The sequence below is a fragment of the Microlunatus endophyticus genome (assembly GCF_014646195.1).
GTDB lineage: Bacteria > Actinomycetota > Actinomycetes > Propionibacteriales > Propionibacteriaceae > Microlunatus > Microlunatus endophyticus.
This window is the reverse complement of record NZ_BMMZ01000001.1, coordinates 654,724-670,257: the sequence shown is the minus strand read 5'-3', so window position 1 is coordinate 670,257 and position 15,534 is coordinate 654,724. Positions and strand designations below refer to the sequence as shown.

Annotated in this window: 14 protein-coding genes; 2 read left to right on the top strand and 12 right to left on the bottom strand. The window is 66.9% G+C overall.

Going from position 1 to position 15,534, the window contains the following annotated elements; genetic code table 11:
* Positions 1-22: 22 nt before the first annotated feature.
* From ppk2 to IEY07_RS03280, 6 genes are all read right to left on the bottom strand, one after another.
* Positions 23-904, bottom strand: coding sequence for a polyphosphate kinase 2 (gene ppk2, locus IEY07_RS03305; protein WP_229669678.1), 882 nt, complete (start codon positions 902-904; stop codon positions 23-25).
* Between the two features lie 86 nt (positions 905-990).
* Positions 991-2,187: a glycosyltransferase family 4 protein gene (locus tag IEY07_RS03300; protein ID WP_188893703.1), complete on the bottom strand. Its 1,197-nt coding sequence runs from the start codon at positions 2,185-2,187 to the stop codon at positions 991-993.
* Positions 2,188-2,288: 101 nt separating this feature from the next.
* Positions 2,289-3,152, bottom strand: a complete 864-nt coding sequence (locus IEY07_RS03295) for a MurR/RpiR family transcriptional regulator (protein ID WP_188893702.1) — start codon at positions 3,150-3,152, stop codon at positions 2,289-2,291.
* Positions 3,153-3,183: 31 nt separating this feature from the next.
* The gene (locus IEY07_RS03290) at positions 3,184-4,149 is read right to left on the bottom strand and encodes an isoaspartyl peptidase/L-asparaginase family protein (RefSeq protein ID WP_188893701.1); all 966 of its coding nucleotides are present in this window, start codon (positions 4,147-4,149) and stop codon (positions 3,184-3,186) included.
* 95 nt (positions 4,150-4,244) lie between these two features.
* Positions 4,245-5,171 carry a T3SS (YopN, CesT) and YbjN peptide-binding chaperone 1 gene (locus tag IEY07_RS03285; protein ID WP_188893700.1) on the bottom strand — a complete coding sequence of 309 codons (927 nt, stop codon included), beginning with the start codon at positions 5,169-5,171 and terminating at the stop codon, positions 4,245-4,247.
* A 94-nt stretch (positions 5,172-5,265) separates the two neighbouring features.
* Positions 5,266-6,198: a hydroxymethylglutaryl-CoA lyase gene (locus IEY07_RS03280; RefSeq protein ID WP_188893699.1), complete on the bottom strand. Its 933-nt coding sequence runs from the start codon at positions 6,196-6,198 to the stop codon at positions 5,266-5,268.
* Positions 6,199-6,270: 72 nt separating this feature from the next.
* On the opposite strand from IEY07_RS03280, the gene IEY07_RS03275 reads away from it, so the two are divergent.
* Together IEY07_RS03275 and IEY07_RS03270 are read left to right on the top strand one after the other, a co-directional pair.
* A complete protein-coding gene (locus tag IEY07_RS03275) occupies positions 6,271-7,536 on the top strand; it encodes an alpha-L-fucosidase (protein ID WP_229669647.1) in 1,266 nt (421 codons plus the stop codon).
* A 114-nt stretch (positions 7,537-7,650) separates the two neighbouring features.
* Positions 7,651-8,262, top strand: a complete 612-nt coding sequence (locus IEY07_RS03270) for a DapH/DapD/GlmU-related protein (protein WP_188893698.1) — start codon at positions 7,651-7,653, stop codon at positions 8,260-8,262.
* 71 nt (positions 8,263-8,333) lie between these two features.
* On the opposite strand, the gene IEY07_RS03265 is transcribed toward IEY07_RS03270, so the two are convergent.
* The 6 genes from IEY07_RS03265 to IEY07_RS03240 form a co-directional block, all read right to left on the bottom strand.
* The gene (locus tag IEY07_RS03265) at positions 8,334-9,374 is read right to left on the bottom strand and encodes an ABC transporter ATP-binding protein (RefSeq protein WP_188893697.1); all 1,041 of its coding nucleotides are present in this window, start codon (positions 9,372-9,374) and stop codon (positions 8,334-8,336) included.
* Positions 9,371-10,432, bottom strand: a complete 1,062-nt coding sequence (locus IEY07_RS03260) for an ABC transporter ATP-binding protein (protein ID WP_229669646.1) — start codon at positions 10,430-10,432, stop codon at positions 9,371-9,373. Before IEY07_RS03260 ends, IEY07_RS03265 begins: the two co-directional genes overlap by 4 nt.
* Positions 10,429-11,349, bottom strand: a complete 921-nt coding sequence (locus tag IEY07_RS03255; protein ID WP_188893696.1) for an ABC transporter permease — start codon at positions 11,347-11,349, stop codon at positions 10,429-10,431. The genes IEY07_RS03260 and IEY07_RS03255 overlap by 4 nt, the downstream gene beginning before the upstream one ends.
* A gap of 10 nt (positions 11,350-11,359) precedes the next feature.
* Positions 11,360-12,346 (bottom strand): ABC transporter permease, encoded by a 987-nt coding sequence (locus IEY07_RS03250; protein WP_188893695.1) that lies wholly within the window; start codon positions 12,344-12,346, stop codon positions 11,360-11,362.
* 155 nt (positions 12,347-12,501) lie between these two features.
* Positions 12,502-14,163: an ABC transporter substrate-binding protein gene (locus IEY07_RS03245; RefSeq protein ID WP_188893694.1), complete on the bottom strand. Its 1,662-nt coding sequence runs from the start codon at positions 14,161-14,163 to the stop codon at positions 12,502-12,504.
* 51 nt (positions 14,164-14,214) lie between these two features.
* Complete coding sequence (locus IEY07_RS03240) at positions 14,215-15,384, bottom strand: ROK family transcriptional regulator (RefSeq protein WP_188893693.1); 1,170 nt, start codon at positions 15,382-15,384, stop codon at positions 14,215-14,217.
* Between the last annotated feature and the right edge of the window lie 150 nt (positions 15,385-15,534).

The following is a 15,534-nucleotide window of genomic DNA, read 5'->3' as shown; positions in this document are numbered from 1 at the left end:
AACGGATAACCCCACGACAGCCTCAGCCGAGGAATTCCGCCTGCAGCGCCTCGGGACGGGGCGAGACCACCCGCTCGCCCAGCTCGTACAGCTCGGTGGCCCGGCCGACGATCAGCGGATCCGCAGCGGTGGCGATCTCGGGATCCTTGCCGTCGTAGTCGTACAGGCTCAGGACGTAGCGCATCGCGTTGAGCCGGGCGCGCTTCTTGTCGTTGCTCTTGACCACGGTCCAGGGGGCGTAGTCGGTGTCGGTGACGGCGAACATGTCTTCCTTGGCGGCCGTGTACTTGTCCCACTTGTCCAGCGAGGCAAGATCGGTCGGCGACAGCTTCCAGGTCCGGACCGGGTCGATCTGGCGGATCAGGAACCGGGTGCCCTGTTCGCGCTGGGACACCGAGAACCAGAACTTGGTCAGGTGGATGCCCTCGTTGACCAGCAACTGCTCGAAGACCGGCACCTGGCGGAGGAACTCGTCGTATTCGGCCGGGGTACAGAAACCCATCACCCGCTCGACACCGGCCCGGTTGTACCAGGACCGGTCGAAGAGGGTGATCTCACCCTTGGCCGGCAGGTGCTGGATGTAGCGCTGGAAATACCACTGCCGGGCCTCGCGGTCGGTCGGCTTCTCCAACGCGACGACATTGGCGTGGCGAGGGTTGAGATGCTCCATGAAGCGTTTGATGGTGCCGCCCTTGCCGGCGGCATCCCGACCCTCGAACAAGATCACCAGGCGTTCACCGTTGCGGCGCGCCCAGGTCTGCAGCTTGAGCAACTCGATCTGCAACAGCCGCTTCTGCGCCTCGTAGACCTGGGCGGAGATGCGTTCGTCGTACGGGTAGTTCTCCCGCCAGGTGTCGACGATCGTGCCGTCGAAGGCACGCAGGACAGGATCGTCGTCCTCCAACTCGACGACGGTGAATTCCGGTGCTCCGTAGCGTTCGGCGAGGCGGCGGAGTTGATCTTCGAGAACTTTGTGCACGTTCGGAATTCTTACGGTGTGGTGCCGGCCCGGCTGCCGACGCGGTGGCGACGAATCGGTGAACGTCTCGTGACATCCAGGCTCCGGCCGGCGAGCATCGCGTCGCGGTAGTGACCCATCAGCTCGTCGCAGAGCGCCGACCAGCTCGATCCCTCGACCCGGCGGCGTGCGGTCTCGCCGAAGACCTGCCGCTTGCGGGTGTCGCCGGCCAGGTCGGCCACCCGGCTGCGCAGTCCGGCGAGATCGCCCGGCCGGTAGAGCCATCCGGTACGGCTGTGGTCGATGAGGTCGAGCGGACCGCCTCGACCGACGGCAACCGCCGGTACGCCGGAGGCCATCGCCTCCTGGATCGTCTGGCAGAAGGTCTCCGCCGCGCCGGGGTGCACGAAGACGTCCAGGCTCGCCAGCGCCCGGGCGAGATCGGTGCCGCCGAGAAACCCGGTGAAGACGGCGTCGGGCAGCACCGCCTTCAGCCGGTCGGCGTACGGACCGTCGCCGGTGATCACCAGCCGGGTGCCGGGAAGGTCCGCGAGCACGGCCAGATCGGCGACCTGCTTCTCGGCGGCGAGCCTGCCGACGTAACCGATGATCACCTCGCCGTCGGGGGCGATCCGCCGGCGCCACCCGTCGTCGCGCCGGGACGGATGGAAGCGCTGCGCGTCGACCCCGCGCCCCCATCGCCGTACCCGCGGGATGCCGCGGCGCTCCAGCTCGGCTGCGCTGAAGGAGGACGGCGCCAGGGTGATCGTGGCCCGGTCGTGGATGTCGACCACACGCTTCCACAGCATCGGCTCGGCCGCCGGGATCCCGTAGCGGGCGGCATAGGTCGGCACCTCGGTCTGATAGACGGCGACGGTCGGCAGCCCCAGCCGGTCCGCGGCGACGATCGCCCGCCAACCGAGGACGAAGGGGGCGGCCAGGTGGACGACATCGGGCTCGATCTCCAGCAGCAGCTTGCGGAGCCGGGCACTGCCGCCGACGGCCACCCGGAACGAGTTGTAGCCGGGCAGTGCCACAGCAGGCAGTCGGTGCACGGGGACCGCCGGACCGGCCGGAGGCTGGTAGCTGTCGGTCGCATCACGATCTGCGGCCGCGATCACGACGGCCTGGTGGCCCCGCGCGGAGAGGTAGTCGAGGATCTGCAGGACGGAGTGGGTGACACCGTTCATCGATGGCAGGAAAGATTCGGCGACAATCGCGATCTTCACGTTTCCCCAGGCAATCGGATCGATGCACTGATTGGGGTAGGTCCAGTCGACGTGTCCTTGAACTTCTGCCGCGATGTCGTTACTCGCCGATCGCCCAGCCGTCAGTCGGTGCGCTCAGCCCGTTGGATGCGTACGGAGGTCTCCCAGTCCTTCATCCGGGACAAGCCGCGCTCGTCGGCGCCGTCCAGGACCGCCTCGACCAGGGCCTCGGTCAGGGCGAGCAGCCCCACCATGGCGTCGAAGGGGATCCCGGCCACCTTGACGGGCAGCACGACATCGGCGTGCTCGGCGGCAGGCGAGAGCCCCTGGTCGGTGATCACGACCACCGCCGCTCCTCGGGCCCGGGCCGCTTCGGCAGCGCTCGCCGCGGACTCCTCGTAGCGGCGGAAGTCCATGATGATCACCACGCTGCGGTTGCCGAGGCTGAGCAGCTTTCCGATCTGCCGGCCGACGGGCTGGTCGACGAAATCGACGCCGGGGATCACCTCGTCCAGTTGGGCGGCCAGCAGCATGGCGATGTAGCGGCTGAAGTAACCGCCGGTGACCAGGACGTGCCGGGGCTTGTCGACCAGCAGCCGGACCGCCCGCTCGAATTCGCTGGGCGGTACGCTCCCGGCCAGGTCGGCGACCAGCCCGGCGCGGCGGGCGATCGCATGACCGAGAAGATCATCCTCGTCCAGCCGCCGAACGGCCTCGCTCCGCCGGACGGGGGCGTTGATCTGGTTGCTGACCTCCTCGCGCAGCTTCTGCTGGAATTCGGGGTAGCTGCCGATTCCCAACCGGGACAGCAATCGCAGCACGGTGGGTGCCGACGTACCGGCCGACCGGGCGAGCGCCGCAGCGCTGGCCAGGCCGGCGCTCGGATAGCTGGCCAGCAAGGTCCGCGCCACCTTGCGCTCCGCCGGACTGAGTTCGTCCATCCTGGCGAAGATCTCGTCTTTGATCAGCATGGTGGTGATCGGCATCGGTACCTCGGATTTGATCAGCTGGCGATGATCATGTGTGAATGATCAACTCTCCCTGGTTTGTGTACGCCGCGAACATGCTCGGCGAGTTGTGGGCCACAACAATACGACCGCTGCCGTCCACTGCCACCAGACCGCCGCTGGAATCTTTGGCCCGGAGCTCGTTCTCGAAGGTCGCCGTGACCGCATCCGCGAGCCCGGAGCCCAGGTAGCGGATGCGTGCGGCGATGTCGTAGGCGACCACGCCGCGGATGAACGCCTCCCCGTGGCCGGTGCAGGAGATGGCGGCCAGGCCGTCGCGCGCGTAGGTGCCGGCGCCGACGATCGGGCTGTCGCCGATCCGTCCGGCTGCCTGGTTGGACATCCCTCCGGTCGAGGTCGCTGCGGCGATCTGTCCCTTGCTGTCCCGGGCGACTGCACCGACCGTCCCGTGGCGCGGCCCGGTCACAGCCTGCTCTTGGAGCCGGGCCAGCTGCTGTCGGCGGATGTCGATGACGAAGTAGTCCGGGTCGACGACCTCGAGATCCCATTCCCGCGCCAGCTCGGCGGGCGGTGCGACCAACAGCACGTGCTCGGACCGCTCCATCACCCGGCGGGCGAGCCGTACCGGGCTCTTGGCATACCGCGAGGCGGCGACCGCACCCGCCTGCCCGTCCCCGGTCATCACCGCAGCATCGAGCTCGGCCCGGCCATCGGCGGTCAGGGCGGCGCCTCTGCCGGCGTTGAACAGCGGATCGTTCTCCAGCACCTCCACCGCCGCGCACACCGCGTCGAGCGCCGAACCGCTGCCGACCAGGACGGACTCGCCCGCACGGTAGGCGGCCGCCAGCCCGGACTCAAAGCCCCGCCGCTCGTCCTCGGCGAGTTCCTTGATCCGGCCGCCGGCGCCGCCGTGCAGTGCCAGCGTCGGGGCCCCGTCACCGGGCACCTGCCACAACTGGATGCTGTCAGGCGCCGCGACGGACTCCTCGGGTGTGGATTGCGGTTTGCTGCTCATACGGTGGGGTGGCCTCCTCGGTCGATGGGTGAGGCCAAATGTACGGTGAATGACAGGCGAGCGCGAGATCAGAGCATCTGTTACGTTTCACACACTCAGTCGTCGCTGTCGTTATCGAAGGTCGTCCGGCCGCGCAGCTTCTCGGCGAGTTCGTCGTCGATCGCGTCGGCGGTGTCGGACATGATCTTGACCGCCTGGGCCAGATGGGCCGGCACGAAAGGTTGCGCCAGCACCGACAGCGTGGCGAAAACCCGGTCCCTGATCAACTGGAACTTGACCCAGCGCGCCTCGGTGTTCAGGTCGTTGAGCACCTCGACCGCTCGCGACCTGCCTTCGACATCGTGCACGATCGCGGCGAAGATCACGATCTCGGTGGCATCGTCGGTGGTGCGTAGGAAGATCATCGTCGAACCGACCCGAATGGCGATATCGCCTTCCTCGTCACGGATCGGCCGGTGCCCGAAAAGCTCGGTGAGCTCCTCGGCGACAAGATCATCGAGATGCTCGCGGCTGCCCGCCAGGACCGCCGTGACGTCCTCCTCGTCGTAGATCTTCTCCTCCGGCGGGTCGGCGACCTTCGGGGTGAGGATCTCGGCCAGCTGATCGGGAGCCAGGAAGACCGGGTGCTGGACCCCGTACACGTCCCGCAGCGCCGTGACGGCGAGATCGGCGAGCCGATCAGACTCCTCCTGGGGCAGCTCGACCCAGAAATTCGCCGAGGCATCGGCGCTCGGCGGATTCCAGCCGGCCTTCTCCATCGCCCCGAGCTGCCGGTCGTCCAGCTGGAAGGCGTCACCCAGCACGGCGTTGCTGGCGGCCTCGGAGCGGATCTGGTCCCTCGCCGGGGCCGTGAAGGAGACGAACGGACCGCCGTCCTCAGTGCGTTGCGACTCGGTGCCGATCACCAGATCGGCCGTCTCGTCGATCACCGAGACGACCTCGCTGAGCCGGGTCCGGAATTCGGCCCAAGCCTGTTCGGTGCTCCGGTCGATGTCGAAGCCCTCGTAATCAGTCGCGTCCAACGCCCGTCCTTCCGCGTGCCGGTACGTGTGCGAACCTATCGCAACCCGCGCCAGGATCTGATCCTGCCGAACCCGCCCTGAACCTGTCGAAGGGTCAGGACGCGGCCAGCGCTTGGACCACCCGGGACGGTGCCGGCCTGCCGAGCCTGCCGGCCATCCAGGTGCTGATCGCCAGCAGTCGGTCGAGGTCGACGCCGGTCCGGACACCGAGGCCGGTCAGCATCCAGACCAGATCCTCGGTCGCCAGGTTGCCGGTCGCCGATCTGGCGAAGGGACAACCGCCCAGGCCACCGGCCGCGGCGTCGTATTCGGTCACGCCGGACTGCAGCCCGGAGAGCACGTTGGCCAGCGCGCCTCCGTAGGTGTCATGGAAGTGCAGCGCGATCCGGTCCATCCCGATTCCTGCCTCGTCGAGGGCAGCCAGCAATGCGCGGACGTGTCCCGGCGTCGCGACCCCGATGGTGTCGCCGAGACTGATCGTGCCCACGCCGAGGTCGGCCAGCCGCCGTACGACGTCGACCACCTGGGCGATCGGCACCCGGCCCTCCCACGGGTCGCCGAAGCACATCGAGACATATCCCCGGACGCCGATCCCGGCCTGCCGCGCCCGGTCCACGACCGGCACGGCCAGCTCGATGGCACCGTCGACCGTGGTGGCCAGATTCTCCCGAGCGAAACGTTCGGTCGCGCTGACGAAGATCGCGATCTCGGTAGCGGCCGCGGCCAGGGCCCGGTCCATCCCCCGCTGGTTGGGCACCAGCACCGGATGCCGTACGCCCTCGTGCTCGCCGATCCCGGCCAGCACCTCGGCCGCGTCGGCCAGCTGGGGCACCCACCGCGGCGAGACGAAACTGGTCGCCTCGATCGCGGTCAGCCCGGTCTCCCGCAGCCGCCGGATGAATTCGATCTTGGTCGGGGTGTCGACGATCGCCTTCTCCGCCTGCAGCCCGTCGCGCGGTCCGACCTCGTAGATCGTCACCGCCTCGGGCAGACCGGGCATCGGAACCACATCGGGCAGCGCAGCCATGTCCGCACCCTACGTCCACCCACCCACCCGCCGAGGGAGGGCAAACATCGGAGGTCTTGTACGGTTCTGGTCGTGACCGTCGATCAGCCTCCACTGCTCCCGCCCAGCCCGGGCCAGTACGCCTGGCAGCGCCAGGAACTCGGCGTCTTCTTCCACTTCGGGGTGAACACCTTCGCCGGCCTGGAGTGGAGCGACGGCACCCTCGACCCGTCGATCTTCAACCCGGAGGACCTGGATGCCGACCAATGGGTCCGGACCGCCGCCGAAGCCGGGGCACGCTACGTCGTCCTGACCGCCAAGCACCACGACGGCTTCTGCCTGTGGCCGACCGACACAGGCGACTACTCGGTCAAGTCGTCACCCTGGAAGGACGGGCAGGGCGATGTCGTGGCGGAGGTGCAGGCAGCCGCCCACCAGCATGGGCTGGCGTTCGGCCTCTACCTGTCGCCCTGGGACCGGCACGCGTCCTGCTACCCGGACCCGGAGGCGTACGACCGCTACTACCAGGATCAGCTGCGCGAGCTGTGCACCCGTTACGGGACGCTGTCGGAGCTGTGGTTCGACGGTGCCGGTTCGCAGGGCCGGGAGTACGACTGGGTCAGCATCGGCGAGGTGATCAAACAGACCCAACCACAGGCGATGATCTTCAACATGGGCGACCCGACAATCCGTTGGGTCGGTAACGAGGACGGCCTGGCCGCCGATCCGGTCGAGTACGTCGTCGCCGAGACGGATTTCAGCCAGTACACGGTCCAGACGACCAAGCTCGACCAGGCGCTCTACCTGCCGCCTGAGTGCGATGTGTCGATCCGCAAGGGCTGGTTCTGGGCCGACCATGATCGGCCGAAATCGGTTGATCATCTGCTGGCGATCTATTACCGATCGGTGGGGATGGGCGCCAACCTGCTGCTCAACCTCCCGCCGGACGACCGCGGGTTGATCCCCGATACCGACATCGACCGGCTGCGGGAATGGCGGTCAGAGTTGGACCGGCGCTTCGCCGAACCGATCGACGCCGTGCTGACCCTGGTCGAGCCCGGCACCTGGCGCGCGAGCTTCGACCGGACTGTACGGCTTGATCATCTCGAGCTGACCGAGGACTATCGCGACGGCCAGAGGATCATCTCGCACAAGATCACCAACGGCGATCGACTTGTTGCCGAGGGTCGGACCGTCGGCAACAAACGGATCCACGTCTTCGACGAGGTGCGGACCGCCGAGCTGCTGATCACCATCGAGGGGCCGGACCCGCGGTTGGCGTCGGTGCGCGGCTACGCGACCGGTGTCACGGCCATTCCCAGCATCGAATACCTGGCGGGAACGGGCGTGCCCGAGTAGTTCGCCGTCGATCGGGGACGGTACTGGAGGTGGTCACCGATCGTCGCCTACCCGACACCGACACGTTGCCGGTTGGCAACTGGCACTCCGCCCGACGTTCCTAGTTTGGCGGTCATGAGCAGACTCGGCGTCGAACCAGTGATCGATCCCACCACAATCGCCAGGGACTGCACCTTCGGCACCTACGTCGAGGTGGCGGCCAACGCCGACCTGACCGAGACGACGCTGGGCGACTACTCCTACGTCATGCAAGGGACGATCTCGTGGTGCGCGGAGATCGGCAAATTCGCCAATATCGCCGCGTACACACGGATCAACGCCACCAACCACCCGACCTGGCGGGCGACGCTGCATCACTTCACCTATCGCTCGGCGTCCTACGGTCTGGCCGACGAGGACGAGGACGAGTTCTTCGGCTGGCGGCGATCCAACCGGGTGACGATCGGTCACGACACCTGGATCGGCCACGGCGCGATCATCCTGCCGGGCGTCACGATCGGCACCGGCGCCGTGGTCGCAGCCGGTGCCGTGGTCAGCAAGGACGTAGAGCCGTACACGATCGTCGGCGGCGTCCCGGCCCGCCCGATCAAGCGTCGGGTGGACGAGGGGACAGCCGAGCGGCTGCTCGCACTCGCCTGGTGGGACTGGTCCCACGACCAACTCCGCGATGCCCTACCGGACTTCCGCAAACTCGACGCCCGCGAGTTCTGCGACCTCTACAGCTGAAGCGGAGCCACGGCGGTCGGCTCCCGCATCAGCTGCTGTAACGCACACCCTGCGCGCCCGAGGTCGACCGGTCAGGCGGCCAACTTGGCGCCCAGCGGCGCACCGCCGGTCGACTCCTCGCCGCGACCAAGGTCGTCGGCCGCCACGTGACAGGCGGCCCGGATGCCCGGTTTGAGCTCCAACAGCGGCGGCGTGGTGGTCCGACACACCTCACGGGCGAGCGGGCAGCGATCGGCGAACCGGCAGCCGGGACCCGGATCGATCACCTTCGGCGGCTCACCCTTGGCCATCTCCGCGGTCACCGTCAACTCCGCCCGCGGGTCCGGTACAGCGGCCACCAGCAACTGCGTGTAGGGATGCAGCGGGTTGCCGAGCACCTCCTCGACCGGGCCGGATTCGACGATCCGGCCGGCGTACATCACCATCATCCGATCGGCGGCATATCGAGCGCTGGCGATGTCGTGGGTGATGTAGAGCAGCGAGACACCTTGATCATCGCGCAGGCTGGTCATCACGTTGAGCAGTCCGATCCGGATCGAGATGTCCAGCATCGACACCGGCTCGTCGGCCAGGATCACCTTGGGGTGATAGGCCAGCGCCTGGGCGAAGCCGATCCGCTGCCGCTGTCCGCCGGAGAGTTCGTACGGATACCGGCCGACCACCTGCGACGCCGGCGTCAGGCCGACCGCCTCCAGCACTCGGCGCGCCTCGGCCTCGCGATCTGCGGGGCCGATGTCGGGGCGGTGCAGCTTGAGGCCGCGCATGATGCCGTGCACCACGGTGTAGGCGGGATTCAGCGAGCTGAACGGGTCCTGGAAGACCATCGGCACCGCGGCCCGGTAGGCCAGCACGTCCCGCCGGGACCTCAACGACGACAGTGGCGTTCCTTCGAAGAGGATCTCGCCGCTGCTCGGCGTGTAGACCTGGGCCAGCAGCCGCGCGATGGTGCTCTTGCCGCTGCCGCTCTCGCCCACGAGCGCAACGATCTCGCCGGGGTTGATCACGAAATTCGCGCCGTCGACCGCGTGCAGCTGCTTGCGGCTGCGCAGGCCGCCGACCCGGAAGACCCGGGTCAGCTCGCGTGCTTCCAGGAGCGGGGCAGGATCACTCATTTCGCCACCTCCACCGGGGCATGATCACGATAGGCCGGGTCGTGCAGCAGGCACCTGGCCTGAACTCCGTCGACGTCGTAGAGCTCGGGTGGGACCGTCGCACAGGCGTCGAAGCGCAGCGGGCAGCGCGGCTCGAAGCGGCAGCCGACCGGCATCGCGGACAGGCTGGGCGGACTGCCCGGGATCCCTTGCAGCGGTACGCGTTCCCCCCTGATCGACGGGAAAGCGTCGAGCAGGCCCTGGCTGTAGGGATGCGCCGGGTTGTCGAAGACCTTGCGGGTCGGACCGAACTCCATCTCCTTGCCGGCGTACATCACCATCAGCCGGTCGGAGAAGTGGCTGACCAGGCTCATGTCGTGGGTCACGAAGATCACCGCGAAACCCAGCTGCTGCTGCAGTTCCTTGATCTGCAGCATCAGCGAACGCTGGGCGACCACGTCGAGCGCCGAGGTCGGCTCGTCCATGATCACCAGTTCCGGGGTGAAGAGCAGCGCCATCGCGATCATGGCCCGCTGCCGCATCCCGCCGGACAGCTGGTGCGGATAGCTGTTCAGGTGCGCCCGGTCGATGCCGACCAGCTCCAGGACGGCCTGCGAGCGTTCCCGGATCTCGGACCGGGAGCGTACGCCGTGAGCCTTCATCGCATCGGCGTACTGGGCTTCGATCTTCTTGACCGGGTTGAGCGCATTCATGGCGCTCTGCATGACCACCGACATGTTGCGCCACCGGACCGGGGCCAGCTCAGCCTCGTTCATGGTGACCATGTTCTGGCCGCGGAAGATCACCTCGCCGGACGAGATCCGGGCCGGTGAGGTCAGTAGCTGGGCGATGGCGAACAGCAGCGTGGACTTGCCGCAGCCGGACTCCCCCACGATGCCGACGAATTCGCCGGCACCCACATCGAGATCGACGTGATCGACCGCGGTGACCGGGCCGCTCGGGGTGTCGTACTCGACCGAGAGATCGGTCACGGTCAGCAACGGGCCGTCCTTTGGCTCAGGGGAAAAGCCGGTTCCCAGCCCTTCGACCAGCTCAGGACTCTCGACACTCTCGTTCACTTGCGTACCTTTCTGCGCCGCACGGGCCTCAGCGCCGGGTTGCTGATCTCGTCGAAGGCGTAGTTGAGCAGCGCGAACGAGGCACCCAGCAGCGCGATGCACAGGCCGGGCGCGATGACCCACCACTGCTGGCCGGTCTGCAACGCCTCGTTGCTCTGCGCCCAGTGCAACATCGTCCCCCAGCTGTCGGTCGAGGAGTTGCCCAGTCCGATGAACTGCAGCCCGGCGGCGGTCAGCAACGCGTACAGGGCCGCGCCGAGGAAGTTGGCGGCGATCAGCGACACCATGGTCGGCAGGATCTCGAAGACGATCACATACGACCGCCGCTCGCCCCGCACCCGGGCCGATTCCAGGAAATCCCTGTTCCGCAAGGACATCGCCTGGGCCCGGAGCTGGCGGGCACCGTAGGACCAGCCGGTGACCACCAGTACCCCGATCACGACCAGCATGCTCCCGCCGCCGGCGTAGGCGGCGATGACGATGATCAGCGGGAAGGCCGGGATCACCAGGAAGACGTCGGTGAGCAACGACAGCAGGTCGTCGCCCAGCCCGCCGAGATAGGCGGCGGATACACCGACGATGATCGACAGGATGCTGGCCAGCGCCCCGGCGACGACCGCCACGAACAGCGACTGCCGGGTGCCGTAGACCAACTGGGCCCAGATGTCCTGCCCGAAGGCATTGGTGCCCAGGATGTGGCCCGATCCGGGTGGTAGCAGCTGGGCGAACTTGTGGGTGTCGGGATGCCGGATCGACGTAAAGAGTCCGGGCGCGATCGCGGCGACCAGGAAGATCAGCAGCATGATGGCGCCGGCCAGGGCCTTCTTGTTGCCCAGGACGGCCCGCAGGACGCCCGAGCCCGGACGGACCCGGGTGGTGGCGTCGGACCCGGCAACGGTTGCAGCAACAGCACTCATGATTCGGCTCCTATCCCGCGGTCCGGACGCGCGGGTCGAGCCACGCGGTGAGGAAGTCGCTGATCAGCACCGCGACCAGGACGGCGACCGTGATCAACACGAACAGCGCCTGCATCAGCGGATAGTCCTGGTTGTTGACCGCGCTGAGCAGCATGTAGCCGACACCCGGGTAGTTGAAGGTGAATTCCACCAGGATCGAGCCGCTGACGACGAAGCCCAGCGACATCGCGAACCCCGACAGATTCGGCAGGATGGCATTGCGGCCGGCGTAGTTGATCATGATCCGATGATTGGGGATGCCCTTGGCGCGGGCCATCCTGATGTAGTCCTCGGCCAGTGTGGTGACCACGTTGTTGCGCATGGTCAGGATCCAGCCACCGATCGAGATGATCAGGATCGACAGCGCCGGCAGGATCGCGTGCTTGACCACGTCCCAGATGAAGACGGCGTTGAAGCCAGGATTCAGTGTCGGGTCGTAGCCGCCGTCGTTGGGCAGCGCGCCGTTGGTGCCCAGCGACAGCACCATGATCAGCACCAGGCCGACCCAGAAGTACGGCAGCGCCGAGGTGATCACGAAGACCGGCGGCAGCACGCTGTCCACGATCCCGTTGCGCCGCCAGCCGCCGATCAGGCCGATGCCCGTGCCGAGCACGAATGCCAGCACGGTCGTGATGCCGACCAGTCCCAGCGTCCAGGGCAGCGCCTGGGCCAGCACCGTGCTGACCGGCTGCGGGAAGAAGGTCAGCGAGATGCCGAAGTGCCCGGTCAGCGTGTTGCCCAGATAATCCAGGTACTGGACGAAGAGCGGCTTCTGGGTGTTGAGGCCGAAGGCCACCTCGAGTGCCTTGAGCGCGTCCGGATTGATGCGGCCGCGGAACCGGGCCATCATCGCCTCGGCAGGGTTGCCGGGCATCAGCCGCGGGACGAAGAAGTTCACCGTCAGCGCCACCCAGAGGGTGATCACGAAGAAACCGAGCCTGCGCAGAATGAACCGCATCAGCGCCGCCCGCAGCCGTACGTGTTGATCATTTAAGCTTTCCGTTCCTGGTTCCGGTAGTCGTCCGGGCAGTGCCCGTTCAACAGGCTCAGCGCCCCTTCGACAGGCTCAGGGCCCGAAGCACCCTGAGCCTGTCGAAGGACTGATTGCCAGCCTCAGCTCTTCGGCTTCAGCTGCAGCAGCACCTGCTCGTTGTCCGGAACCGCATACGGCGCCGGCAGCGCGTACGGGTTCTGGGCGGTCGGCCATCCACTGATGTCCTTGGTGTTGTACTGGAACCAGCTCACGCTCTCCAGGACCGGGATCGTCGGGATGTCGGACAGCATCACCTGCTGCAACTGGTTGACGATGTCGTGCTGCTTCTGGTCGTCCGCTGCCGGATAGGCCTTGAAGAGCGCGTCGGTCTTGGGGTTGGAGTAGCGGGAGTAGTTGGTCGACGCGTTCTGGCCGATCGGTGCGGTGTTGCCGCTGTAGAGATTCTGCCGCAGCTCGAAGTACGGGACCGGACCACCGGTCTGGCTGCCGTACGCGAGCTGGAAGTCACCCTTGTACAGCTTGGTGTCGTAGGTCTGGCCGGCGATGTTCTGCACGGTCAGGTCGATACCCAGCGGGGCGAGCTCGGTCTTGATCTCCTGCAGCTCTGCCTCCCAGTCGGTGTATCCGGAGACGCTGATGATCGAGAGCTTCAGCGGGTTCGAGGTCGAATAGCCGGCCTTGGCCAGGTACTGCTTCACCTTGGCAGGATCCTGCTTGTAACCGTACTTGTCGGCCGCGGCCTGGTCGTACCAGTCCTTGAAGGTCGGCAGCACGATGCCGGCCTGGTTGGACGAGGGCAGCTGGCCGCCGACAGCGGTCTTGGAGACCTGGTCCTTGTTGATCGCGTACGCCAGTGCCTGCCGGACGGCAAGATTGGCCGTAGGGCCCTGCTTGAGATTCAGGAAGATCTGCACGTTGGCGACCGGCGGGAACCAGTAGTGGTTGTCCGCCTTGTCCCGGTTGACGTAGTAGCGGTCGATGTTCGGGATGTACTGGCCACCCCATTGCGCCTTGCCCTCGGCCAGGTCGAGGTTGGCCGGGCTGTTGTCGGTGTAGGCCGGGTAGTTGATGGTCTTGATCGCCGGCTTGCCCTTCTGCCAGAAGTTCGCGTTCGCCTGGTAGCGGACATTCTGCGGCTTGCAGTCCGAGACGGTGTACGGACCGCTGCCGATCGGCTTGGCATCGGTGTACTGGACCGGATCCTTGGCCGCCGCCCCGGTGTCCCAGATGTGCTTGGGGATGATCGGGGTCTGGTCGGCGATGTAGTAGTAGTACGTCGTCGACGGAGCGCTGAATTTCATCGTCACGGTGTCGCCACTGGCGGTGACCGAGGTCAGGCCCGACGACCACAACGCATTCAGGTCAAGACCCTTGTTGGCCTTCAGCAGGTTGAAGGTGTAGGCGACGTCGTCGGCAGTCAGGGGCTTGCCGTCGCTCCACTTGATCCCGTCGCGGATGGTGAAGGTGAGGGTCTTCTTGTCCGAGCTCCACTGCGACGACTTGGCGATCATCGGAGTCTCTTTGGAGTTCTGCAACGGGTTCACATACACCAGCGGCTCGTAGACGAAGCCGATGCTCAGTCCGCTCACCGACGGATTGAACGGATTGAATCCACAGGTCCAGGTTGTACCGGCCACGTTGGCGATCGTCAGCGACGTCGACGAGGAGCCGTTCGATCCGGTACTGTTCCCGGATCCTCCGCCGGAACATGCCGCCACGAGGGCAAGCACCCCGATCCCGACCAGAGCGCCGAGCGCCCTGATCCGCTTACCGAACTTCATGATCATCCTCCCGATCGCTGAACCGCTCATTGGAAATTGTCAGCAGAGCTGTCATCCGAATACTGCTTCCTGAAGTTGCCGTACGGCGGCCTCGACGGCGCCGTGTCGTACTGCGTGATCACGCCCGGTGGCCGGCCTGACCTCCGGCCGGTGCGCGATCAGCCGGTGTAGCCGATCGGCCACCCGGTCTGCGAGCCGGTCCCCACCCGCGACCCCTATCTCCCCGCCCAGCAGGACCAACTGGGGGTCAAGCAACGACACCGGAATCACCACGGCCTGGGCGATCCGGGAAGCCAATTCAGCCAGCAATCCCTCGGGATCGCCGATCCGGTCGATCTCGCCGGTGACCGCCGACACCGCCCGCCGGACGGCAGTCGCCGGCCGGCTGGCCCGCACGCCGTGCTGCGCCGCCAGCTCCAGCACGCCACGGCTGTCGATCAACTCGGTCACCCGACGGCCGTCGAATTCGACCGGTGCGAAGTCGATCTCGCCGGCAGCACCGCGCCAGCCCCGATGCAACTGCCCGTCGAGGATCACCGCCGCGGCGACACCCGATCCCATCCAGAGCAACAGCACATCGGTGTAGCCTTTGGCGCGACCGTGCAGCAGCTCGTCGGTGGCGACAAGATTGACGTCATTCTCAACGGTCACAGGGATTCCGAGTGAATCCGAGAGGCGAGCCGGGATGTTGAACCCCTGCCAACGCGGCATGTGCTCGGCGTAGCCGAGAAAGCCGGTGACGGGGTCGATCGAGCCCGAGATCCCGATCACCGCGCGGTCGATGTCGCCGAGCGCCAACCCTTCCGACTTGGCCGCATCGGCGACCGCCTTGCGCAACGGCGAGATCGGATCGGGCCCGTTCCCCCGGCTCAGCACCCGACGCTCCGCGATGACCTGGCCGGCCAGGTCGGCGATCGCCAGGTCCGCCCCGGAGGCCACCACGTCGATGCCGACGGCGTGGCCGGCATTCTCGTTGACCGTCCACAGCTTGGCGTTCGGTCCCGGCCCGGCGCTGGTCTTGTGACCGTCCTGCCGGACCAGCTTGGCCGCCTCCAGCCGCCGCAGCAACTCGGCGGCGGCCGGCTTGGACAAGCCGATCGCGTGCTCCAGCTCGACGCGGGACAGCGGCCCGTGCTCGGCGAGCGCGTAGAGCGCGGCACGATCATTCATCGCCCGCAGCGCTCGTGGACCACCGATCCGCAACCCCGACAACCCCTTCATCCGACACCGTCGTCAGCTAGGGGGAACCTTGCACCCCAGACGACCCGACAACCGTCTGGAAAGTTCCCAGATAGATAGATTTTTGGGTCTCGACACCCGGGCGTCAAGCAATCAGCAGGCTTGTAACGCGTTCTTTACCGAGGGCCAACA

What these genes read in the sequence shown, in the direction of transcription:
- IEY07_RS03240 (WP_188893693.1), bottom strand. Translation starts at nt 15,384, where the DNA reads ATGAAGGGGTTGTCGGGGTTGCGGATCGGTGGTCCACGAGCGCTGCGG.
- IEY07_RS03280 (WP_188893699.1), bottom strand. Translation starts at nt 6,198, where the DNA reads ATGGCTGCGCTGCCCGATGTGGTTCCGATGCCCGGTCTGCCCGAGGCG.
- IEY07_RS03250 (WP_188893695.1), bottom strand. Translation starts at nt 12,346, where the DNA reads ATGCGGTTCATTCTGCGCAGGCTCGGTTTCTTCGTGATCACCCTCTGG.
- IEY07_RS03245 (WP_188893694.1), bottom strand. Translation starts at nt 14,163, where the DNA reads ATGAAGTTCGGTAAGCGGATCAGGGCGCTCGGCGCTCTGGTCGGGATC.
- IEY07_RS03265 (WP_188893697.1), bottom strand. Translation starts at nt 9,374, where the DNA reads ATGAGTGATCCTGCCCCGCTCCTGGAAGCACGCGAGCTGACCCGGGTC.
- IEY07_RS03295 (WP_188893702.1), bottom strand. Translation starts at nt 3,152, where the DNA reads ATGCCGATCACCACCATGCTGATCAAAGACGAGATCTTCGCCAGGATG.
- IEY07_RS03270 (WP_188893698.1), top strand. Translation starts at nt 7,651, where the DNA reads ATGAGCAGACTCGGCGTCGAACCAGTGATCGATCCCACCACAATCGCC.
- IEY07_RS03255 (WP_188893696.1), bottom strand. Translation starts at nt 11,349, where the DNA reads ATGAGTGCTGTTGCTGCAACCGTTGCCGGGTCCGACGCCACCACCCGG.
- IEY07_RS03290 (WP_188893701.1), bottom strand. Translation starts at nt 4,149, where the DNA reads ATGAGCAGCAAACCGCAATCCACACCCGAGGAGTCCGTCGCGGCGCCT.